Consider the following 23342-nt stretch of genomic DNA (forward strand, 5'->3'; position numbering starts at 1 on the left):
TCTCGAGAGTGAGGGTATAATCCTGCCTCCATGCCGGGAAACGGCCGGAGGGGACGTGGCGCGTGGGCCACGTCGTTCGCATTCATATCGAGTGCCGGGTGTATATATAAGGCCGTCGAACGAGACCGATATCAGAATCCAGTTCTTTGGCATGACTTTCTACGAGGATAGCATGTCTGAGGCTAGTGGCCAGACGGACAGCTCATAGCTCGAGCCAGCATCGTAAAGCTGTCACGCGGGCGGAGGTCGGCCGGTCATCCCGCCCTCGAAGGCATGGTCGGGCCGGATGATACCCGCGTGTGTCCTACTCGAGGGCGCACGCCCAAGAAACTGTCGCGTCGAGGGCCGATGAGTGGGGGACGCATCGATGCCGATAAACCACGTGCGTCGTAAGGGACAGACGAATGGTCCGGGACCCGTTCGCTTCGGAGTCGACACCGTCCGCAGCGGAGATCTGCGCTGCGCTGGACGATCCCGACTGCCGTGAGATTATTCAAAACCTCGAGGAGCCAATGACGGCGTCCGAGCTAACGAAGCGATGTGAGATCCCGCAGTCGACGCTGTACCGAAAGCTAGAGCTGTTGACCGAGGCGACGCTGCTCAAGGAGTCGACGGAGATTCGACAGGATGGTCATCACGCGAGCAAGTATTCGATCGCGTTCGACGAGATTTCGTTCGGATTGGACGAGGACCTGTCGCTGTCAGTTCAGATCGACCGGCCAACACAGACGGCGGACGAGCGGCTTGCGGACCTGTGGTCGGAGGTGCGAAAAGAAACATGAATCCGCTTCTTGCCGGACCGGTAGAGATGACACTCGCGCTCGCGGTCGTCAAGACGCTCGTTCTCGTCGTTGGCAGCGTAATCACGTATTTTTCGTTCAAGGCATACCGACGGACAAGACAGCGAGCACTCGGCTGGCTCACGCTCGGGTTCGGCCTCGTAACGCTCGGGTTCGTTCTTGCCGGAATGCTATACGAGTTGCTCGAGGTGCACCTCGTGACGGGGATCCTCCTCGAGAGCCTGCTCGTGTTGGCCGGCTTTGTGGTGATCGCGTACTCGCTGTACGTCCAGTAACGGCGAGCCGAATCCGGTTATCGGTTCAGCGTATGGATCGCGTGTCCGAGTGCGTTTTCGGCTGCTTCCATCACCGACTCCGAGAGGGTCGGATGGGCGTGGACCGTCGCGGCGACGTCCTCGAGGGTCGCCCCAAGTTCGATCGCGAGACCGAGTTCGGCGATCAGTTCCGAGGCTTCGGGGCCGACGATCGACGCACCCAGCACGTAGCCATCTGTGTCGTCGGCAACGACTTTGACGAAGCCGTCGGCGTCGCCGGTCGTCAGCGCGCGACCGCTTGCGCGGAACGGAAACTGACCGGTGACGGCCTCGAAACCGGCTTCTTCGGCCTCGGTTTCGGTCATTCCGACGGTTGCAATTTCGGGGTCGGTAAAGACGACGGCGGGCATCGCCTGGTGGTCGATTGCCGTCGGTTCGCCGGCGATCACTTCGGCGGCGACTTGCCCTTCCATACTCCCTTTGTGTGCGAGCATCGGCTCGCCAGCGACATCGCCGACAGCGAAGATGTGATCGGCGCTTGTACGTGCGCGCGGATCAATTTCGATAAAACCACGATTGTCCGTCTCGACGCCGGCAGCTTCGAGAGCGAGCGTGTCCGAGACTGGCTCGCGGCCGACAGCTACCAGCACGTGGTCGGTATCGAGCGTGAGTTGGTCGCCGGCAGCCTGTTCGCCACCATCCGTAGAAGCGGGCTCGGCGATCACACGGATTCCGTCCGCTTCGCGGTCGTGCCACTTCGTGGCAGTGTAGCCGAATTCGAAATCGATACCGAGTTCGTTCGCTCGCTTCTTGACTGGCCGTTTGAGGTCGTCGTCGTACCCGGGAAGAATCGAATCGAGCATCTCGAGAACGGTCACGTCGGTTCCCAGTTTGGCAAAGACGCTGGCGAGTTCCATCCCGATATAACCGGCCCCGACGACGACCAGCGAGTCGGGGACAGAGTCAAGTGCGAGGGCCTGTCGCGAGTCGAGGACAGGCGCGTCGTCGAACTCGAAGTTCGGGATTTCGATTGGACGCGAGCCAGTCGCGACGATCGCGTGTTCGAACTCGAGGGTCTCCGAGCCTTGGCCCTCGCCGCTGTGGGAGACGCGGACGGTTCGATCGTCGACGAAGCGGGCGGTCCCCTCGAGCAGCGTTACCTGATTAGCTTTACAGAGTTTCTCGACGCCACTCGTAAGTTGGTCGACGACGCCGTCTTTCCACTCGATCATACCGGCGAGGTCGATCGCGGGATCGGCGTGGATCCCCATTTCCTCGGCAGTGGCGGCCTCGTGAGCGATATCAGTGGCAGTAATCAACGCTTTCGAAGGGATACAGCCGTAGTTCAGACAGGTTCCACCGTAGGCGTCTTTCTCGACAAGCGTCACATCGAGATCGAGCTGTCCGGCACGAATCGCGGCCACGTAGCCGGCAGGGCCTGCGCCGATAACCAGTACATCTGTGCCAGTAGTAACGTCTCCAACGACCATTACACGGTGTAACGGGCCGAAGGATAGTGTATGTGTTCCTCGTCAACAAGCAGAAATGAGATCGAATCGACCGACCGTTGTCACACCACGGACCGGAGCGGGCAATATTTCGGACCCGCTCAGTCGACAAGGACCGTGTCCTCGCCGAGCGTCGTTGCGCCGAGTGAGAACTCCCGCGTCGTCAATCGGCTATTGAGCCCAAGAAAGGTCGCACCGTCGAGACGAAGTTCGTCGTCGAGTTCGACGACGGCTGCGCTGACGTGGGCCGGTTTCTCCGACGTGACGATTGACTCGACCGTGGCCCGCTCGGCAGCAGTTTCGAACGGCCCACAGAACACGACGAACGACCGTGGCCCTGCAGGGAGCGGATACTGGCGACGCACCGACTCACGGTCAATACAGTCGAGATCGTCACCGACGAGAAAGAACAGCCGGTGATCAGGGAGTGTCTCGGTGCTCGTCCCATCACCGCCGTCAGTCGTCGCCGTCGATGACGCCGGGTCGTCCACACCCGACGACGAGGTGTGGCGAAGGTAGAGTTCGAGCAGCGACCGAAGGCCCGCTTTCGTGCCACGGCGTTTGTATAGTTCCGGTGCTCGAGAGAGCAGTTCTCGCCGCGCGGCTTCTGGCCACCCGTCGTCGGGCTCGAGTGCGAGCCACTGCTCGAGCCACGAGAGGGCATCGCTCGGCACGGCGTGCGGGTCGAAGTAGCGGCCGATCCGTTCGATCTCCGTCTCGATATCAGCGAAAACCGATTCGAACACGGAGAGGTACTGGGCCAAGAACGCAGCGGAGCGATCGTTCTCCTGGTACAGTTCCGGGAGATAGCGGAGATACGACTGACGTGGACAGAACGCCATAACAGCATCGACGCGCGGCGATGACTGGGGACTGCCCTCGAGTTCGAGCGCGACGAACAGGTACCGACCGACGGCGTTGCGTAACAGGATATCGTCCGGAGCGACCGAATCAGCAGTCGTCCAGTCAGCGTCGGCGTGTGCTGCCAGCGTCTCGGTCGCCGCGTCTTGCCATGCCTGTACGTCCGACCGGGAGTAATCCGAGAGCGTCGACGCGAGCCGGGCAGGATCACTGCTGGCGAGGTCCCACACGGACGTGATCTCCAGTTCGCACAGGTCGTCGATGGCGTCGGTCGGAACGATCTCGAGGTCGTCGACCCCGCTATCGAAGGGGACTGGATGGTTCGTCGCGACGTAGCGAACTCGAACCTGCGTACTCGCGGTCGCCTGGGCACGTTCAAGGGCAAGACGGTGCCACTCGGTATCGTCCGTACCGGAGTCGTATCGATGGAGCGCAGTGCCGAGGGAGCGGTCCTGTCGTGGATGGCGTGCATGCTGGCGTCGTTCACGGAGCAGCCGACCGTGCCCGTTCGGACCGGTAGCTGCGTAGATCAGCCGGTCGTTGGATGAGAGCGATCGTGCGACGATCGTTCGACACGGGCGCTCGAGCCGGTGACGCTCGTGAAACGATTTCGACTCGAGATCCCGTGCGAACAGTGCTTGATGTCCGTTCTCGAGGCGACCGGCAACGAAGAGCGTGTCACCGACCAGCGACAGCGCGGTCGGCACGAACGGACCGACAGCCGCGACGAACGCATCGTTCGTGAGCGGGAACCGTTCGTCGTGGTGATCGTCTCCGCCACCGAAGGATCGAATGACCGGCCCGCTGTCGGTGCGATCGAGTACGTATCCCCGGCCGTCGGCGTCGACGGTGAAATCGGCCGGATCGACGAGAGCCGTGCTATGCGTGCGACAGGTGATATCGGGCCCGGTATCCAGCCCGACGGTTCGGATCCGGCCGACGCCGTCGAGAAGAGAGAGGGTTTCGTTCGCATGGGCGATCCGGATCGGATCTGTTACGTCCGTCTCAATCGTCCTGATCGGCCGCTGGAGCCGGGCTGAAAGGACGGTGACGGAGCCGTCGGTACTGTCAGCGACGAAAATCCGATCGCCGTCGACACAGAGTGCGCAGGGAGTCGCGACGGCCCCGTCGGAACGATCCAAGAGACGGTGAGTGCAGTCCGACATTGGATCGTGTCGAGAGAGCGATCCTGACGAGCGAAGCGTGTACAGGTTCCCGCTCGAGTCGATCGCCACGTCGACGACGTCCGTTGCGATCATCGACCGGTCGATAGCAGTCGTCGTCGCGAGTTCGATACCGCCATCACGTACATCGATATTCCGACCGACCCACTCCTGCCAGTCAGCGGTGCTTGTCGTTGTCGCATACGAGAAGTCCACGCGTTATTCACCTCCAGTGGCCGAGTCAGACCGATTCGAAAGGGACGTCGTCACGTTTTCGACGGCGAACAGCGCGGTGTCGTCGATACGGACGGCACCATCGTCGATCGTCGCACCGCCATGGGCAGTGATCGCGACCTCGTCGATCCGGTCGATCACGTCCAGTTCCGCAAGCAACTCGACCAGATCGGAGCGGTGTAACGTGTGGCCAAAGGGCCACCCATCGCCCCCATTGCCCGTCAGCGGATGGACAAACTCCTCGATTGCCGTCCGAACAGCGGCGTCGTGACCGCTGCCGGCGTATCGAGCCCGAGCACGTCCAGTAACCTCGATTTCGAGGCCGACGTACTGAGGGCCGGTTACACACACGCGATCGCCCAGCAGTTTTCGTTCCGAGACGTACTGACGAACGGCACGGACGAATCCCTCGCTCGGTTCCGGCGCGCCGACATCGGGCGGTGCAAAAGGGACGACGACGATAGTGATCTCGTCGTCCTCGAGGAGTACGTTCGTTCGACCGATCCGGAGTCCGGGCGTCTGCGCGGCAATCGAGCGGTAATCGTCGGCAGTGACTGCCCGGGACGGGATCCGGCGAGCGCGTCGAACGCGGGCGAGCGCGTCGTCGACCGTCTCCCCGTCAGTGCCGCCAGTCGCCGCCGCCAGTGGTTCGACATCGACATCAGCGCTGTCGACTGGGCCGTCGATCGAGACCGTCTGATCGGAGACGTGCCAGACGGCGGTCGCCGGGACGTTCCCCGCCACGCCGCCACCGGCGACGTAGTCGGCGACGACGGAGGCATCGGCAGGTGGAACACGGCCCCTGATTCCGTCGCCGAACGTGACGGTTCCGTCCTCCCGGTCGAGGACGAAATGTCGATCGTCGGGACCGGACGCATCGAAGTCCGGAACCTCGTGCCACCGATGACCGTCGACGAATACTGTCGCAGAAAGCACCGGCGACCGCTCGAAGGCGTAGGTCTGGCCATCGAGTGCCGGCACATCGTCGAGGCGATCGACAGCCGTCAGTTCCTCGTCGGTCACCGACAGGTGGTGGCTTACCGAGACGACGTTCGGTTCGATGGCGTCGAACTGCGGCGGGATTTCGTATCCAGCCGTCTCGAGACGACACCGGAGCCACGTCCGTACCGACGAGTGGCTGTCAGTCGGTCGCTCGAAGGTGTCAGTGTCGCTCCCGGTCGCCGATCGATCGTCGGGCAGCGCTAGCGTGAGCTGGCCGCTCCGATAGAACGCGTTCGTCCCATCGGCCTCGACTGTGAGCCGACGCCACGCGTCGTCGTCTTCGTGGCGATACTCCCAGACCGGGTCGACAGAGGGGGTAAACGACGGCTCGCTCGATCCGTGTGTTGCCGGCTCGGGCAGGTCCGCGTCGTGATAGCGAACGGTCAGGGTCATCGTTCGTGTGTGAGCGAACGGGTCGGCATCGAATCCCAGATAGAACAGGTCTCCGGCAGCAGGGTCGTCGCCGAACGCGCGATAGAACATCCCCTCAGTCCGGTTTGCATGCGTGTTATCGGTTTTCCCAGCGTCAGTTACCGTCAGCACACACTCGAGTGTCGCGGCCGTCAGCGTAACCGGGTGATCAGTTTCGAACCAGTAGCTGGCATCGGCGTCGTCGGCGTCAGTGGCCGAAAGCCGCATCCCGGCCGGGACGTGCGCCCACGCAGTATCGGCTGGGAGCTGTAACCGGAGTCGCGTTGACGCCGGCGTCGGCGGCCGTCGGCGCTCGCCCAGCAACGAGAGATATTTTTCGCGGTGATCGTCCGTGACTCTGTCGAGTTGGTAGATGTACGTTTCCGTCAGCCAGGCCAATACCTCGAGGATCGCGATACCGGGGTCGTGCGGGTTGAGGTCGGTCCACTCCTCGGCGTAGGCCGGAATCAGGTTCGTCGCCTCGGTCAGAATCTCCTCGTATGTTCTGTCGTCGAGGTCAGGGACGTCAATGCCCACGGTGCCCACCTCCGGAAACGTAAGGATCGGGAGAGCAATTCAGTCCCCGTATCCACGCTCGGCGACTCGGTTGGATCATGAATGCTCCCCTCCCGTCATCGAGACGATCACCTCGTGAGTACCGCTACAGACGAGCGCGTCCGGTGGAAGCGACGGCGCCGCCTCGCGCCCGGATCGCGACGTGACGTCGCCATCGACCTCGACCGTCACGCCGAGGTCGTTCACAGCATCAACATGTTTGGTAGCAGTAACGACATCGATCAGCGCATCTACAGACGGCTTCGCACCGAAGGCCCATCCCTCGCCACCGTTTCCGTCGAGCGGATGCAAGAACTCGTCGAGTCGCCGTTCGACAGCCGCTTTGAGGAGCGAGATGCTCGTGGTATCTGCCATAGACAGGGAGACTGAGACCGACACTTCAGCGTACGTCGGACCGCGGACGACGATCCGGGACGCATCGGATTCGACGAGCGACGCGGGTGCGCGTTCACGTACCGTCTCACGAACCCGTTGCTCGAGTTCCATCGAGGGCATCGGTTTCTCTCGTCGTGTTTGTGGAACGATCAGCAGGACGATATCGCCGTCGTCAGTGGCACCACACGGGTTGCAGGCGACTTTCGCTAGTTCTCGAAACGCCGCAGTGGCTACCTGTTCGTAGTCCGACGGGGTGACCGCCCGGCCCCGGTGTTTGAGGTGGGTTGTGGTGCGGGACACGAGCGCGTCTCTGGGTTCGGTGTCGGCTCCACCGTCGGCTGGCTTCGGGTTCGAGACGTCCTCGACCAGCGAGATCGAACTCGTAAGTTCAGTGATCGTGTCGGCCGCAACGTTCCCGTCTCGGCCACCGCCAGTGGTATACGTTGCAGTAATATTCTTTTGTCCGGACGGTGGGATCCGTCCCCTGTTCCCGTCCCCGAAGCTGACGGTCCCATCGATCTTGTCGACGACGTAGTGTCGATCCATCGACGCTGAATCGAGCATGTCCGAGACCTGTTGCCACCGAACCCACCACTCCGTCACGTCACCGCTTGCGTCAGTGACGCGCCGAACGTCTTCGGGACGCTCGGCGAGGAGGTCACGCCGCTCGCTGGTTGACAGCGTCTCGAACTCGTCGACCCACACGTCGATGTCGATGACTGGCGCGTGGGCACACGCAAACGACTGGTCGTGTGATCCGTCGCTCGAGCCGAGGACCTCATCTTCGATCGTTCGGGTGTTGAAAGCCCACTGTGTGTTCGGATACAGCCCCTCGAGGGTTGGTGGAGCCGTCGCCCGATGACACAGCCGATCGGTCTCACCAGTCGATCGTACCGACTGTGCGTCGGCGTCTAAAGACCGATCGAATTCGTCTTGTGTGACGCGGACCCGGATCCAGTGGCGTTGCCGGCCGAATAACTCGAACGCGGTCGTCGGTTCGGGAAACGTCAGCCTGACCATGCCGCGTTCGGTCAAGCCACCAGTCCGGTCTTGCACCGTGAGTTTCGACCAGTCGCGGTCGTCGGGGTCTACACAGTACTCCCAGCGCATGCCGGGATCGAACGAACGCGGATACGTGCTGTCCTCGATCGGGACGAAGATGGAGAGCGGTCCATCACGAAGCGTCTCATCGAAACCAAGGTATAGCGTCTGTGTCTCATCGGGCAGTTGCACAAACGGCGTCAGTGGACCGTCGCGTTCCGGGGACACGCTGCGTATAGACGCGTTGTTCTTCGTTCGGATCGTCTCGAACGATTGTCGGTCACAGTCGTAGTGGATCGACACACCGCCAAAGCGTGGCGAGTCGGGCGAGTTACCGAGCGATCCGTGTGCGCCAGCATCGGTGATCTCGAAGGATGGCTGGCCGTAGTTCCCACGGACCAGCCGAGCGCGGATCCAGACGTTTTCGTGGCCGGATACCGCCGTCGGCTCGATGTCTGTGGGGACCGAAAAGCGAACACGACCGGCCGTTCGCAAATCGTTCGTCTCATCTGTGAGGACGGGCAGGCGACTCCAGCCGCTGCCGGTCCAGTATTCCCAGGAGAGTTCCGGCGGCCCATCGAGTACCCCGACGCCCTGAGTCGGCGATACGTCCCCGTCATGCTCGTTGGCACCGACGGTGACCTCCTCGGTGGCGTCGGGATCGGCCACGGTATCGATCCCATCCGCATCGGGGTCGGCAGGCGACTCGAACTGCACTTCAACGATGCCGTCTCGTTTGGTAAACGCCTCCTCGGACGCGACGTAGAACGTCGAAGGCGGGTGTGGCGATCGTCCGAGTGGGCGAACGTCACCGTCGTCCGTCGAAAGCGGTACGTCGTTCGACAGCAAGCGGTCAGGAGCGAGCCCACCCTCACGCGTGTCGCGACCGACGCTGGCCGAGATCGATTGGAGACGCACCGAGAACGGCTCGGAACGGGATCCGTCGCCGGCGATTCGGCAGCGAAGCCAGCGACTCTCGACGCCGTCGATGGTGTGGCGAACCGTCTCCCCAGGGAGCCGAAATCGCAGTTCGACTCGATCGTCGTCCACCCGTGACGACGATCCCGATTGCAGTCGCTTCTGGAGCGTGTCGAGTCCGGGTTCGTCATCGGTCGACGTGTGGCAACTCCATGGCTCAAGTGGCTGCCACCCGACTGTCCCGTCGTCGGCTTCGCCGTAGTACTCCCAGACGAGTTCGGTCTCGAGAACAGACCTGTCGACGGTCGTCTCGGCCGTTATCGTGAGTGGAGAGCCGGCCTCGAGCGTGAGAAGATCGTCGTGAGCCAGATACAGGACGTGTTCCTGTACGTTCTCGCCGGAGAACAGTTCGACGGGGTCATCGCCAGTTCGGAGCTCGCTGTGGTCGACGATCCGATCCGCGGACGGATCGACCGCAATCACATCCGTCAGCGACGCGCCGGTCGCCTCGAACCCGCCATCCTGTGGGAGTTCGAAGAGTTGTGTCGGTCCGTCGCTCGGTTCCGCAGCTGCTTGCGTCCCACCAGGGATCGCGACGTTTCGATCGATGTCGGTCGACACCTCGAACGTCACCGGGAGCCGCGCGGCCTGTGGCGGCCGTCTGTCGAACCCGAGTGCGTCGAGGAACGCGAGCCGGTGTTTTGCAGGCACGTCGTTCAACCGCCGGATCACGTCCTCGCCGAGTTGGGAGAAGATTCGCAACAGAACCGTCGCGTTGTCGTCCGTCGACGGATCCCACGACTCGGTGTACTGTGCTGCGAGCTCCCGTAGCTCGGTATACAACGCTTCTCGGTCCCTGTCGTCGACGACCGGTCGTTGGCTCATCCATCACCCTCCGTGATGTAGAACGGATACACCATATTCGAGAGACTATTGGTCGTTCGTACCCGGTACTCGATCTCGATGTGGACCACGGTCGGCTTTTCGTCGGCCAGTCGTGCGTCGATGTCTTCGATGTCGATTCTGGGCTCCCACTGGACGAGCGCTTCACGAACACTGCTTTCGATGAGATTCAGTGTTGCTGGCGTCACGGCCGAAAACACGTGGTCGTGAATTGCACAGCCGAATTCGGGTCGCATCACCCGCTCACCTTTGGCGGTTCCGAGAATAATACGGATCGCGTCCCGGATATCGTCCTCGGCGTCGGCGGTCCGAACCGAACCTCGAGGGCCAGTCTCCACTGGAAACGCCCAGCCCGTTCCGAGAAATGCATCCGACATGGATCAGCCGATCAGAACTGTTTGACACCCGCTCGCGATCGTATTCGTCGGGCCGCTTTCGACGATGGTATCGCCCATTCGCGCGGCGGGCATCCCGTTGATCAACACGCTCGTACTCCCCTTCGAGACGGTGCCGCCCACGTGGGGAACGGTCCCCGTGACGAGCGGACACGTGTGGACGTCCACCAGCGCCCGCCATGCGGGTTGCTTCCCGATCACGACGTTCGGACTGGCAGTCCCAGTAAGTGGTGTCCCGTGTGCCGTCTGATCGCCGAGCCTTGCTGCAGGTTTCATACTCGTCCTATCTAATTCAATTTGATTAAGCTTCCTTTAATATTTACTATACCAGTCCCATCGACGTCGATCATCGATCCGGAGAGCGAGAGTTTCGCCTTACTATCGATATCTATCGGTCCGTTCCCCGAAATCGTGAGACCCTTCGTTCCGGAGAGCTCTATCGAGTTGCCATCGAGAGCAATCGTCGATGCCGACAGCGAGAGTTCCGATTTCGCATCGATCTCGACTGTCCCGCTTTCCGAATCGAGCGTGATACTGTTGTCGGCTTTCTCGTCACGGATCCGGATCGTCTCGGACGCTCCCGAATCGTCGATCACGATCTCGTTACCGTCAGTCGTCCGAATCGTGATGCTGCCGTCGTCGGCGTCGTCGAACGCGATGGTGTGATCGCTACGGGACCGTATCTCGCGGATGTCGTTTTTCCCATCGGCGTTCGTCTGCGGTGGTTTCTGCGTGCCGTTCCACAGCGCACCGATGACGAACGGTCTGTGAACGTCACCGTTCTCGAAGGCGACGAGCACTTCATCGTCGATCTCCGGCAGAAAGTAGGTACCGTACTCGGTGCCTGCCATCTCGGTCGCGATCCGAGCCCAGTGGCTCTCGTCGTCGGCCTCACGCCACGGGAACCGGAGCTTCACCCGACCGAGGTCCTTCGGGTCCTCGTTGTCCGTCACGATCCCGACGGCGACGCCGCGGATACCGCCGTCGTCTGTGCCACCGCCATCGATGAATCCGGTGGGTCTCATGAAGACACCTCCGTTACGTCGAACGACGTTCGATAGCCAGCGCTTCCCATCCGGTGGGTCGCATCGGTTACGTAGTAGTCCGACGAGAAACGCTCGCCCAGTTCCTCGAGTCGGACGACGGCACCGGCCCTGATCGCTGGCGTGCCGTCGGCTTCACCGTGGCCGGTGATGACGCCGTTGGAGAATCGGTTCAACTTCGTTTCGGCGACTCGTTCCGCTTCGTTCCGTGACATGGCTTGGACTCGAAACACTTCCTTGTAGTTCGCGTTCGGGCTGCCGGCGGTGGCGACGATCTCCGATTTGTTCTGGCTGTCCCAACTCCGAACCTCGACTTCGTCGACCTGCGTTCGTTGCGTGATCTCCGCATAGAAATCGTGGAGTGCCTCGCCGTACCACAGTTCGGCGACCGGCTCGTCGTCCTCGGCTTTCGCCGAGTGGGGCCGAAACCGGACGGTATCCCGTTCGGCGTAGAACTCGAATCCGTAGGTCTCGGCCAGCTGCTGGACGAACCGGTAATCGCTTTGTCCGTCCTGGATCAGCGTTTTACGATTGATCGACGCGTCCGAGACGTCGACCGTCGAAAACGAGTACGACGATAGCACGTCCGAGACGACCTCTCCGACGGTCGTCTCCGTCCACGAATTCGAACCCGTTCCCTGCATGAGCTCCCAGAGCAGCCCGTAGCCGGAGACCGTAACTGACGGTCCCCGATCGGTCGTAAATTCGGCATTGATCGACCGAATCGAACCAGTCAACAGTGGTGTGAGGGTTCCGTCGCCTCCATATCCCATCGCGATTTCGATGGCCGTCCCGATCTCGAAGTCGTCCCACGTCAGCCCGCTGAACTCGCCGAGTTCCTCGTCGAACGGGAAGTTGAGGGTGAACGAAAACCGGTCTGCGCCGTCGAGCGTCGTCTCGACGACGAGATCTGCGATTCGACCGCCCGGCTCCTGAAACGTCGTGTCGCCGACATCGACCCTGAACCGCGGTGAGTAACGTGGCTGAATGCTCGTTCCAGTCTGCATAGCTACAATGGCGGTAGCTCGAGCGTGTCGCCCGTCTCGATCGCGCGGGGATCCTCGATATCGTTGTGGTTCGCGATGGTCCGCCAGTGTGCGGCGTCGCCGTACTCCTCGGCAGCGATCAACCAGAGAGTGTCGCCGTCAGTGACCGTCCAGACCTTGGTCTTGTCCGTCGACTCCGGCGACACCTCCGACTTGTGGTAATCGGCCGTCTTGTATTCCTTGAACACGACGTTCACTCGAGCGCGGATGGGAACGCCACTCGGGAGGAACTTCGTGAACTGTTTGTTCGCCCGCTGGAGCAACGCCGTGAAATCGATCCCGTCGCCCCAGACGAACCGACACACCGGCGGTGCGTGTAACTCCCCGTCGACCGACAGGAGCGTATCGATGTGCTGTGTGTATCGCTCGCGGACGTCAACCTGCTTCGTGTCGGGTGACCCGTTCGAATCCAGTTCGTCGGTCGTGTCAAAAAACAGTTCCATCGACAGTGTTTCAGCGTTCCCATCGACGAACTGCATGATCGACGCTCCCGACCCAGTCGCCTTGAGTTCCCCGTAGTTGACGCTTTTTTCGAGCGTGTAGGCGTTCGGGTTGAACGCACACTCGATCGTTTCACCTCGCTGTTTCCCGTTGACGATCATGAGTTGGGCTTTCTCGAGTGTCCCGCTCCGGCCACTCATCTACAGTCCCCTCCGGTCGCGCTCGATTCTGAGTTTCCGCTCGAGTTTTCGGTAGAGTTCCTGAACGGCACGGTCGACATCGGCGTCGAAACGCGGGTCAGTGCCCGCCGGCACGTCGACGCCGTCGAAGCGGTGCCGGCGGTGGCGAGCCGAGTCAGGAGTGGCGTCGACCGATGGCTCCGGCCGTTGGATCGACGATTGTCGCTTCTCACCCGGCCACGGTCGCCCGGCGTCACGACTTCGCGATTGCCCACGAGCGGCCGGGCCCGAATTTGGATCGGTATCCGAACGGAACGCTGCTTGCGTTCGGTCGCTATCGTCCCCGGGTCGTGCCGGCGCTTCGTGTTCCGTCTCCCGGTGTCGTTGTCGATCCTGCCGACGCTCTCGACTGGAACGCCGTGGGCGGGGGCCACGAGAGGACCCAGTCGATGCGACTGTCGGATCCGACACATCGTCGGTCGGCCGATGTGAACTGCCCCGATCGACGGATGGCGTGTCCGCATTTGCCGTGGTTCGGTATGTCAGTGACGGTCGTTTTGCTCTTGTGTTCGTTCGTCGCCCAGTTTCCATCTTGGTTTCTTTTATTGATTCAATCCTATTATCTATTGTTCTATTATCTTTTGTGTCGTTATCTTCGTCCCACTGGCCTCGTGACGGCGACTCTCGTGCAGCCACGGGAGATTCCGAGCCGTACTCTCGAAGATGGTGTGCGAGCGGTGTGACCCCAAGCCGATCGCGCTCGAGGCGAGTTCCGTCGAGCGATCGAGTCGCTCCAAATTGCGCCATCGACGTGCGTCGCTGCAGATGGCGGCTGGGCTGAAACCGCCGATTTCTGAAGCGAGTCGCGCTCGCGACCGGCAGACGGCGCTGTGGAGCCGGAACCGAGTCAGCAGTATCGATACTGACACGGCCATCGGTTTCGTCGACGGTGGCCTCGACATGGTCTATCGAGGAGGGCACGCCGATTTGATCCACCTGCGACGCGATGGGGGTTCGGGGAGCCGTCGTCGACGGGGTCGAACGCGAGGGCAGGGTGGTCGTCCGAACGAGACGAGGTGACGGTGTCTGGCTGCCGTACTCGACCCACGAGGGGGCGCGTGACTGCACGTCAGGGTCACCCAGCTCGAGCGTCGGCTGATCAGCACGCACACGAGTCCTGTCGCCAGCGAGCCGGCGTCGGTGCAGACTCGTCGCCACGAACGGCCCCGAACGAGCCGTTCGAGTGAGGGTCACAGCGACACGAGACGGGGAGCCGGTGGACCGTGTCGACGAGATCGGTGCCGTTCCGCTCTGCAGGGCCCGATTCGGATCGTCGACACCGGTCGACCGAGTACGATGATCGTCTCGAATGCTCATCCCAGTCACGGCGGGTGGATACGACGGTGGTCCTCTCCTCGGCGGCGCAGTCGAATCGGCGGTCGGATCGACGACGCCGAACGCGGTTGAGACGCTTTCTGCTGGACCGGTATCAACCGATACTCGTCTCTCACCACGCCGTTCGTGCTGTGTCCACGACGAGTGCTGTCGTCGCGTCGTCGCGTTGGTCCCAAAGAAGAGTGGTCGATCGTCCCAGATCAAGTTGTGCCCGTTTCGACCATGCTCGCTCGACTCGGGTCCGTGACGCGAGACAGACGGTTCCCAGGACGTCCCTGCGCTCGATCGTGGTCTCGCGACGGTTTTCTCGCTCGAGACCAGTCGTCCTGAACCGGCTGTCAACGCCGACGGTGTGATCACCGTGAACGCCGACGCCGTCGTCCTGCCGGGTAACCGGGAATGCGATCGACCATCAGGAAGCGTTCGGAGCACCGACATCCGGTCGCTCGAGTGACGTGCGGTTCCGCCTGGTTGGTCGCGCTGGACCGCCAAGTTGCTGACTGCGCCGCCGCGATCGAGGTGGTCCGCCTCGTCGGGTCCACGGATCTCAGAGACGGAATTCGTGGAGCCACCGCTAACAGCCCTGCCCCTGCCTCGATCGGCAGCAACTCGCGTCCGGGACGCGGTGTCGGGCGTATTTACGTGCAGAGACCGACCTGGTGGTGTCACGGTTTCCGGCAGGCCAGCCGCAGTCTCGTCGGTAAACCCTGGTTCGCGTCGGAAACGGCCAGTTCGTCCGGATCGCTGGATCGGTGAACGTGCCACTCGCGACTCCGACAGATATCGATCCGAGCCGAGAACGGCGTCGTTGCTGTGGGGCTTCCGTTCGATTGCCGTTGCCGTACTGAACGCACGCGTGAGGACGCGGTGTGAACCGAGATGCGACAGTGCTCGAGTGGATCGCGGAGCGTCGACCTGTATCGACCACACCGTTGGCCGTCGCATTCCTTGTGGCCGACGTCGCTCAACCGGAGACGGACCTCGTGCAGTGGCATCCAAGTCCGGTCTCACAGATACTGGTTGCAGTCGGTCTGAGCGGCCAGTATCGACACGGGCAACACTGACCGAAGCTGGGGCGACGTCGGCGATCGGAGACTGCATCCGGACCGGCCGAACCGACCCGACATCATCTCCGTCATCTGCGTCCCCCATGCTCGGGCTACCTACTGGTAGTCTACCAGCAGTGTCGCTCTCGGACCGCCTCGACAAGACACGGCGAGGAAGGCGAGCACGATCCGATGACGCTCGCTCGTCGACCCGCGATCGAAATTGGTCAATGCGACGCCGTGTGTCGGTCTCGAGGGTGCGACGAACACGTCGGCCACCGAACGGAGTGGACAGACTCGCGCTCGGCGATTCCATTCTTGACGGACGGATGGCTTCGGTCGCGGCTACACGCTGTAACCGAAGAGAGCGCTGGCCGGCGGTGACACCTGAGACGTCGCTTTCCTGATGCGTGGCCGACGGCAGCCACAACCGCCTGTGTGGCTCGCGTGCGTCGTGAGTGTCGATCGACAGCCACACCGGCCCGGTCGGCTGGATGGCCGGTCGCTGTGACTCCATCGTCCCGGAGCCGGAAGCCAAAGCGGTGGGCGCTCGAGCCACCTGATCGCGGGCCGCTCGATCGCGTCGGGTCGGCGTGTGCGGTCCCCGAGGCGCGACCGAAGCGAAACGAGGCTGCTCGGTGATCAGTCTCTCGTACAGCGCAGTCGAAGCGGTCGATTCGAGTCGTGACTGCCACGGACTCCGATCGCGACCGGTCATGTGTGATGTCGACCGAGGGGACGAGAACGGCGGATGCACTCGAGACACGCGGTGAGGGAGCGAGACGGGATCCCGTGTGGCAAACCCCTCCCGTGAACGGTCGCGTGTCCGGACGTGCGAGTCATCGGAAGCGTGGACGACGAGGGGATCGAGATTCCCACGCGTACGGTCGTTCCGTCGCGGGCGATGCTGGCGCAGCGTCGGTCCATCGCGCCGTCGCAACGAACGGTGCCAGACAGGAGTGCGTCGACTGTCGATCCCGACACCAGACACCGTATGTCGATCCGTCATCCAGACAGTCGAGCCAGTCCCAGAACGCCGTCTCTGTCCGCTATCGTCCGAGACTGCAGCCACACGTCGTGTCTCGATCCGATCAGATCGCGCGATCACGTTCGCTGCACCGTCTTGCGGTCCAGTCTGCCGGACTACACGCTCGAGCGTGGCATCGACATGGTCGACGACATGGCTCGAAGGGACGTAATTGGTGGATAGATCGTCGATTTCGTTGGTCGGCGACACGGTTCGAGTGACGAGCGCGTGTGACGAACCAAATCTAGCCGCGTTGGGCAGTGCGATCGTCTGGCTGCTGGTATGCGCGAGGGCATTCAGCCTCTCTGGAACGTCTCCCGAGCGCATCAATCGTCTCATCACCGGTTGCGGCCACCGCTTCCGGTGGCGTGTCCGCTCCGTATCGCTCCCGAACGACTCGATCGGCCGTCGTGACGCTCCACTCGAGGTGCCCACCGTGTCAGTGACCGAGCGAGGAGCACGGATCGGCCCGAGAGCGGACGGATTGTAGATCCCGCTAGACTGGTCGGTACAGTTCGGACGGCTAGGTGAGATGGCAGACGAACCCGAACGCGTGCGGGCAGCCATCTGCCCGGAAATCGGAGCCGGCGACACGACCGACACCCCCGACTCGTCTCCCAGCTCGTCGTCAGGACGAGCCACATGGGGCAACCGAACCAACAACTCGACTGGACTCCGTTTCCGGGCGATACGGACACCGAGTCCGCCGGCCAACTGGCCAGGTGTCAGCGTCGCGATAGTCGTGACACTGGACTCGAGTCGAGCGGTCGGTTGACGATTGCCCGACTCGAGCCCCATCGACGAGTCTGTCGTCGTCGGCTGCTGGCGAAGGACGCTGATCTCTCGCACTGTCGACCCGCGCTCGAAATCGTCACATAGCATGGTACAATCCGAGTCTGGCTACTCCTGTGGCGTTGGGTCGGCACCCAGCCCGACCGGCTGTCGGGTCGTATCGTGGGTGGAATCACGATCACGCACCGCAGTCCCGCTCTGGAGTACGAACTGCTCGCCGTCTCGAGTGTAGAGCATCGGGTATTCGCTCCCCTGCGTAAGGGTATACCCAAGCGGAAGTGCCGTCGTGGCTTCGTTCGGTTCGAGCGAAAACGACGCCGGAACCGCGAACGAACAGCATGCACCAGGCCCGAGCGTGACGCCGCCATCGAACTGATAGCAGTCACGGTTCGTGTCACGAAGCTTCGCTTGCGTCAGGTCGATGGGGGCGGTTCCGGTGTTTTTGATCGTCACCTCGCGGCCGTCTCGCAGTTCCGGGTTCGAGACCGCGACGAACTCGAGGTCGGTCCGATCGGTAATCGTAGACGCGTAGCGATTGTAGACGATCACCGTTGCAACCAGCCACACGCACACAGCGAGGAAAGCAGTCTGAAGCAGTGTGAGGCGTACGTTGAACCACAAGAGTAGCGCACGAACGCCGACGCTCCCGAGGACGGCACCGGCAAGGCCCACGATCCCAGCGAGCGTGCGTGTCTGGAGGTGCTTGGCCTGCGCGTATCCGACCGTGATGAGCATCGACTCGAGCGCGGACGAGGAATCGTCCGGGTTCGGGGTGCGGCGCTGGCGGAGCGTACAGACGGTCGCGATAAGCCATGCGATCAGCGACCACACAGGGACGAACGCAAGCGGTACCGCTCCAGCGAGGGTAGCGAGACCGAGACCGGTTGCAACGAGCGCCCCACAGACTGTGCCAGCGATGATCGCCTGCGCCCAATTCGACAGTTGCCTCCACTGATCGAGGAACATCTCCTCGTACCGTCGATAGAGCAGGTAACCACCGATCGTGACGATCGCGAGAACGACGATGCTGCTCCAGAGGACGAGCCGCGGTGACGAGATCCACGCGTCCGTGGAAATTCCTGACGGGAACTCGTATCTGACGACACCCACCACGGCAACCACAACGAGGAGGATCAACGCGAAAATCAACGCCGCGATCGGCGATCGAGTAACCGCGGGAAGCCGTTTTTGAACGGCCGTTTTTATCTGTGAGAGTCGACGCATCGTCTCACCGATCCACCCCGGTTGTAGCGCTATCGAACGGGCCGTTATGGCTTCCACCGACCGACCGCAGAAGGAGTTTGGTGTCCCTCACGAGCATAGTATGCATTTGTTACCATATAATATCTAACCCATACTATTAAAATATAATGCTCCACCAAACAGAATCTGTGAACTACGTGATCGATGCGATTGCACCACCGACAGCACCGAACACGCTGCGATAGCGATCAGAACGGGTTCAGAGCACGCCAAATCCGAACTCCGCCATGCCGAAGACGGGGCCCCACAACAGGTCGAGCGCGACACCGACGACGACAGCAGGCAAGAAGTTATAGATCGTGGCGACGACGGCAGCCCTGGCGTCGACGGCCAGCAGCGGAAATAGAGCGTCCCCGTCCTGAGCGATCGCGTTGGCAGTCAGCGCGGAAAAGGGCAGTCCGCCCTCGGCGTAGACGCTGGCCAGCAGAATCTGGGGCCCACAGCCGGGGATCAGCCCGACGGCCGCGCCACCGATCGGAGCCAGTACGCCCGCCGTCGCAGCGAGGGTTGCGACGTTTACGCCCGTCAGGAGCACGGCATACTCGTAGACGAGAAAGGCTACGAGCACCCAGACGGTGACGAAGCTGGTTTCCATCGCCGCATGCGTGAGCGCGTCGTAAGCCGAGTGAAAGGAGTCTCGAGCCCGTGCGATCTCTCCTTCACCGACGTAGTGGCGGCCGATCAGATAGAGGTACAGCGACAGCACTGCGCCGGCGATGCCGACGACCGTAAAGAGGCCATCGAAGCCGACCCCCAGCGTGAGTGTGACGTCGGGGCCGCCACGAAGCAAGTAGAGTATCCCGAGGCCGAGGCCGGCGATGGCGGTCCCCCACCACGTGATGTGTGCGAGGTGGGAGAGCGGAGTGAGGACTCGAGAGCGACGGTCCGGTCCCGCCTCGTGGGCGTGAGTGGGGGCTGGCCCGCAGTAGTCGTGAGCCGGGTTCGGCGTGACGCCGCCGTTGACGGCAGTGCCGCCGTCGGGCCGTGCAGCGGGTGAGAGGCGCGCGACGGCGGCGTCGACTCGCGAAACGCCGAGGCCGACGGAGTCGACCAGATACCCCGTCGCGACGGAGGCCGCGAAGGCGACGGCGTAGGCGTACAGTGCGGCCTCGGGCGCGAGCGCGAGGATGACGAACGCAGAGTCGCCGGCGGTCGCGCCGAGCGTCGCGACGACGGTCCCGAAACTGACCGTCCCCCGGAGGTACAGCGGCATGATGACGATCGCACCGCCACAGCCGGGCGTCAGTCCCAGCAAGCCACCGAAGAGCACCTGCAGTCGCTCGTTGTCTTCGATGGCGGCGATGAGCGCACCGTCCGTGCGATACTGGACCAGTCCGAACGCAAGCACCGTCACCGCGACGAACGCGCTTACCTGGACGTAGCCGTCGCGAAGCGACGCGAGGAACACGTTCAGCAGCTCGTTCATGCCGTCTCACCTGCGATTCGGAGGCGAGGAGGGCAAGGATTAGACATCTCTAAAAAGAGAGTTAGCACCGTTGGATAAATAGTTACTGATGGTCCGTCCCGATGGCTACGCGAGAACGAAATCTGCCAGCGTTCAACCCCCTGCCCGGTCGAAGCGCGAGAAAACTGGATTTTGCGACGCTATTCGTGGTCGTTGATCGATTCGTGGCCGTCACGCAGGTGTTCGATCGCGTGGAGTTCGACCACGGGGAAGATCTTGGCGACGGTGAGGAAGAACAGACAGACCATCCCGATCGTCCCGAGGATCGACAGAACCTCGATCAGCCCCGGCACGTAAACGCCCGGGACGGCCTCGTAGACGTCGAAGGTAGGGTGTAAGAACCCCTCGACGACGAACAGGACTTTCTCGAGGATCGTCGCGGTGAGGACGGCGAGGCCGGCGATAATGGCCCGTCGCCTGGTGAACAGCGCCGGTCGGATCGTCTGGGCGAAAATATACGACAGGGTCACGAAGACCAGCGACATCGACGTGAGGTAGATGGGATTGGTGGCTCTGGCGAGGGCTGCGATGGTCAGGTCGACAGGGGCCTTGAACAGACCAGTGATGTTCTGCTGGAGTTGCAGCCACAGGAACAGCAGACAAAAGAACCCGAGCCAGAGCAACAGTCCGCGGAAGATATCGTCAGTGATGATGTGATCCCAGTCGTACGCGCGGCGGAACGCAAACGAGAGGATGATCACGCCGCTGATGGCAGACGTCAGCGCGATCGTGAGGAACTGCGGGCCCTGCACGCCGCCGAACCAGGTCGGATAGTTCGGCAACACCGCGAACAGCCACGGGATGACGCCACCGTGGAGTAACAGCGGTGCCATGATGATGATCGCGAGCGCAAGCCACCAGACCATTCGCTCAACGATCCGATCTTCCGTTTCAGTGTAGCCGATCGTCATAAACCGATAAATCGGATCGAGTCGATCGGGCAATTGATCGCGTAGCCGGGTCACGTCGTATCGGAGCGTCAGCCCGAGGTAGGTCGCCGTCAGCACGAAGTACGCCGTAATAACGGTCACGTCCCACACCAGCGGCGAGTTGTGGACCGTAATGTGGTAGTGGCCGATGACGCTGGTGACCATCCGGTCGGGGCGACCGAGGTGGACAATGATATAAAAGCCCGCCGCAGAGAGCCCGCTGAGAGTTAGCAACTCGGCGAGTCGGGCGACCGGCATGTACCGGTCCATGCCCAGCAGGCGGACGGCGGCCGAGAGGATGATCCCGCCGTGGGCGATCCCGACCCACCAGATGAACGCGCCGATGTAGATCCCCCACGTGGCACCGCCGCCGCTCCCCCAGTCACCGAGGGCAGTGACGACCAGTCCCTCCTGAAGCTGGTAGGCCCATCCCACGAGAAAGGCGACAAACGCCAGCCCCGCGATGGCGACCATGATGAAGTACGTTCTCGATGTCGATCCGACCGGTCGCAGGATATCGGCCTCGCTCGGCGTTTTCGTCCCCATCGTGCTACCATTAGACACACCGTCATTCCACTTGCGTCCGTACGGTGCATTTGCAAGGGTTCGACTGATCGGCCTGTTTAGGTCACCATCGTTGAATCTCTCACCCCGATTGCGTTCACCGCGAGACCAGTTCGTCGAATCGTAACAGCAATATATCACGTTTCGGCCCGTAGACAATGAGTGGTGGTCACAATGACCGATGACAATCCGTCCGACTCGAGCGAGAGCGACAGAGCGTCCCCACGACGGCGCACGTTGCTCGGCGTAATCGGTGCGCTGACGGGTGCGACGGCACTGTCAGAGCCGGGTGCAGCACAGGGCGGTGGAGCCATCCAGACCCGTGGCTGCAACGACGCGGCACTGACGGCAGACGACTGGTCGACCGGTGCAGTAACGGTACAGGCGTGTCCAGGCAGCGGTGGTCGCGTGACGGTGCGCGTCACAGGTCGGGTTGGCGAGAACAGATACGTCACGAATCCGACCAGCCTCCCCTCGAGCCGGAGTCTCTTCGTCCCAGCGGGCAGCAAGCGGACACTGTGGTTTACGGGGCAGCTTCTCGAGTTGTCTTGTTCAAACGACGACCTCAACATCGGGATCGCCAACCGATCTTAGGATGGCGATCCGATGCCGTCGGTTCGTTCCCGGTGGCTTACAGCTCGAGCGTGTAGACCACCTCGCGTCGCTTTTCGCCGCCGATTTCGACGTCGTCCTCGTCGGTCGGCTCGAAGCCGCGAGTCTCGTAGAACTCCCGGCCGCCCTCGTTCGAGGCAAGGTCGATCGCGCGCATGCGTTCCATATTGAAGTCCTGTAAGTCCTCACGCAGTCGCTCGTACAGCGCGGTGCCGATGCCCTCGTTCTGATGGTCCGGGTGGACGGACATGCGCAGAACATCGCCTTCCGCTTCGCTGACAACGCCGTGAGTAAAGCCGACGATCTCCCCATCCCGTTCTGCGACGAGGAAGGCCGTCCCCGGTTTCGTCAACGCCGTCTCGAGTGCCTCGTCGCTATACCACTCCTCGATCGTCTCGTCGATGGTCTCGGCATCGAGTTCGTCGTAGGTATCGTGCCAGGTTTCGCGGGCGACGACTCTGATCCGATCGCGGTCGTCGTGGCTCGCTGGTCGTATCTCCATACTGTGTGATACGGGAGCGAACAGCAAAGTGGTTGCACCATCTCAGTTAGGTATCGGCCAGCAGTCGAAATCAGTGGTCGAATCCGTATGTGGCCGCGTTGATTACGCGAAGTCGAACGTGTAGACCGCTTCAGGGTAGTACTCGCCGTCGATTTCGACCTGGCCTTCGTCGGTCTGCTCGAAGCCAAGCCCCTCGTAGAACGCGCGACTGGCGTCGTTGAACGCGAAGTCGAACGACCGGAGCCGGTCGACATCGTACGAGTCGATCTCCTCGAGGAGGTGTTCGTGGAGGGCCGACCCGATCCCCTCGCCTTGGTGGTCCGGGTGGACGTACAGCCGCAGGATATCGGCAGTGTCGCCCTGGGCGACGGCGTGGGTAAAGCCAACGAGGTCGCCGTTTTCTTCCGCGACGAGGACGATCGTGCCGGGTGCCTCAAGCGGCATCGAGTCGTCAGTGTACCAGTCGTCGACGGTCCGGTCGATCATATCGGCCTCGAGCTCGTCGTAGGTCGCGTGCCAGGTTTCACGGGCGACTTCCGTAATCGCTTCAAAATCAGCGGCTGTCGCGGATCGAATGTCCATACCTCATCATTGAAT

Annotated in this window: 17 protein-coding genes; 3 read left to right on the forward strand and 14 right to left on the reverse strand. The window is 62.2% G+C overall.

The window, feature by feature from the left end; all coding sequences use genetic code 11:
- Nucleotides 1-404 precede the first annotated feature (404 nt).
- On the forward strand, nucleotides 405-782 hold the full coding sequence (locus tag C476_RS11535; RefSeq protein WP_008013102.1) for a winged helix-turn-helix domain-containing protein: 378 nt from the start codon (nucleotides 405-407) through the stop codon (nucleotides 780-782).
- Nucleotides 779-1075: a DUF7521 family protein gene (locus C476_RS11540; protein WP_049911778.1), complete on the forward strand. Its 297-nt coding sequence runs from the start codon at nucleotides 779-781 to the stop codon at nucleotides 1073-1075. Before C476_RS11535 ends, C476_RS11540 begins: the two co-directional genes overlap by 4 nt.
- Nucleotides 1076-1092: 17 nt before the next feature.
- On the opposite strand, the gene lpdA is transcribed toward C476_RS11540, so the two are convergent.
- The 12 genes from lpdA to nrfD form a co-directional block, all read right to left on the reverse strand.
- The gene (gene lpdA / locus C476_RS11545; RefSeq protein WP_008013105.1) at nucleotides 1093-2544 is read right to left on the reverse strand and encodes a dihydrolipoyl dehydrogenase; all 1452 of its coding nucleotides are present in this window, start codon (nucleotides 2542-2544) and stop codon (nucleotides 1093-1095) included.
- 119 nt (nucleotides 2545-2663) lie between these two features.
- On the reverse strand, nucleotides 2664-4802 hold the full coding sequence (locus C476_RS11550; protein ID WP_008013108.1) for a phage tail protein: 2139 nt from the start codon (nucleotides 4800-4802) through the stop codon (nucleotides 2664-2666).
- Between the two features lie 3 nt (nucleotides 4803-4805).
- Complete coding sequence (locus tag C476_RS11555) at nucleotides 4806-6770, reverse strand: putative baseplate assembly protein (protein WP_049911787.1); 1965 nt, start codon at nucleotides 6768-6770, stop codon at nucleotides 4806-4808.
- Between the two features lie 75 nt (nucleotides 6771-6845).
- The gene (locus C476_RS11560) at nucleotides 6846-10028 is read right to left on the reverse strand and encodes a putative baseplate assembly protein (RefSeq protein ID WP_008013112.1); all 3183 of its coding nucleotides are present in this window, start codon (nucleotides 10026-10028) and stop codon (nucleotides 6846-6848) included.
- Nucleotides 10025-10423: a GPW/gp25 family protein gene (locus C476_RS11565; protein WP_008013114.1), complete on the reverse strand. Its 399-nt coding sequence runs from the start codon at nucleotides 10421-10423 to the stop codon at nucleotides 10025-10027. The genes C476_RS11560 and C476_RS11565 overlap by 4 nt, the downstream gene beginning before the upstream one ends.
- A gap of 3 nt (nucleotides 10424-10426) precedes the next feature.
- Nucleotides 10427-10717: a PAAR domain-containing protein gene (locus tag C476_RS11570; protein WP_008013116.1), complete on the reverse strand. Its 291-nt coding sequence runs from the start codon at nucleotides 10715-10717 to the stop codon at nucleotides 10427-10429.
- An 11-nt stretch (nucleotides 10718-10728) separates the two neighbouring features.
- Nucleotides 10729-11466: a phage baseplate assembly protein V gene (locus C476_RS11575; RefSeq protein ID WP_008013119.1), complete on the reverse strand. Its 738-nt coding sequence runs from the start codon at nucleotides 11464-11466 to the stop codon at nucleotides 10729-10731.
- A complete protein-coding gene (locus C476_RS11580; protein WP_008013120.1) occupies nucleotides 11463-12491 on the reverse strand; it encodes a phage late control D family protein in 1029 nt (342 codons plus the stop codon). The genes C476_RS11575 and C476_RS11580 overlap by 4 nt, the downstream gene beginning before the upstream one ends.
- A gap of 2 nt (nucleotides 12492-12493) precedes the next feature.
- Complete coding sequence (locus tag C476_RS11585; RefSeq protein WP_008013121.1) at nucleotides 12494-13171, reverse strand: CIS tube protein; 678 nt, start codon at nucleotides 13169-13171, stop codon at nucleotides 12494-12496.
- A gap of 4347 nt (nucleotides 13172-17518) precedes the next feature.
- A complete protein-coding gene (locus C476_RS11600) occupies nucleotides 17519-18634 on the reverse strand; it encodes a lamin tail domain-containing protein (protein WP_008013127.1) in 1116 nt (371 codons plus the stop codon).
- Nucleotides 18635-18872: 238 nt separating this feature from the next.
- A complete protein-coding gene (locus tag C476_RS11605) occupies nucleotides 18873-20099 on the reverse strand; it encodes a putative manganese transporter (protein WP_008013129.1) in 1227 nt (408 codons plus the stop codon).
- 179 nt (nucleotides 20100-20278) lie between these two features.
- Nucleotides 20279-21613, reverse strand: a complete 1335-nt coding sequence (gene nrfD, locus C476_RS11610; protein ID WP_008013131.1) for an NrfD/PsrC family molybdoenzyme membrane anchor subunit — start codon at nucleotides 21611-21613, stop codon at nucleotides 20279-20281.
- A 192-nt stretch (nucleotides 21614-21805) separates the two neighbouring features.
- On the opposite strand from nrfD, the gene C476_RS11615 reads away from it, so the two are divergent.
- Nucleotides 21806-22225 carry a hypothetical protein gene (locus tag C476_RS11615; protein ID WP_008013133.1) on the forward strand — a complete coding sequence of 140 codons (420 nt, stop codon included), beginning with the start codon at nucleotides 21806-21808 and terminating at the stop codon, nucleotides 22223-22225.
- Between the two features lie 37 nt (nucleotides 22226-22262).
- On the opposite strand, the gene C476_RS11620 is transcribed toward C476_RS11615, so the two are convergent.
- A complete protein-coding gene (locus tag C476_RS11620) occupies nucleotides 22263-22745 on the reverse strand; it encodes a GNAT family N-acetyltransferase (RefSeq protein WP_008013135.1) in 483 nt (160 codons plus the stop codon).
- A gap of 102 nt (nucleotides 22746-22847) precedes the next feature.
- Nucleotides 22848-23327 (reverse strand): GNAT family N-acetyltransferase, encoded by a 480-nt coding sequence (locus tag C476_RS11625; RefSeq protein ID WP_008013137.1) that lies wholly within the window; start codon nucleotides 23325-23327, stop codon nucleotides 22848-22850.
- Nucleotides 23328-23342 lie beyond the last annotated feature (15 nt).

The organism is Natrinema limicola JCM 13563 (genome assembly GCF_000337475.1).
GTDB lineage: Archaea > Halobacteriota > Halobacteria > Halobacteriales > Natrialbaceae > Natrinema > Natrinema limicola.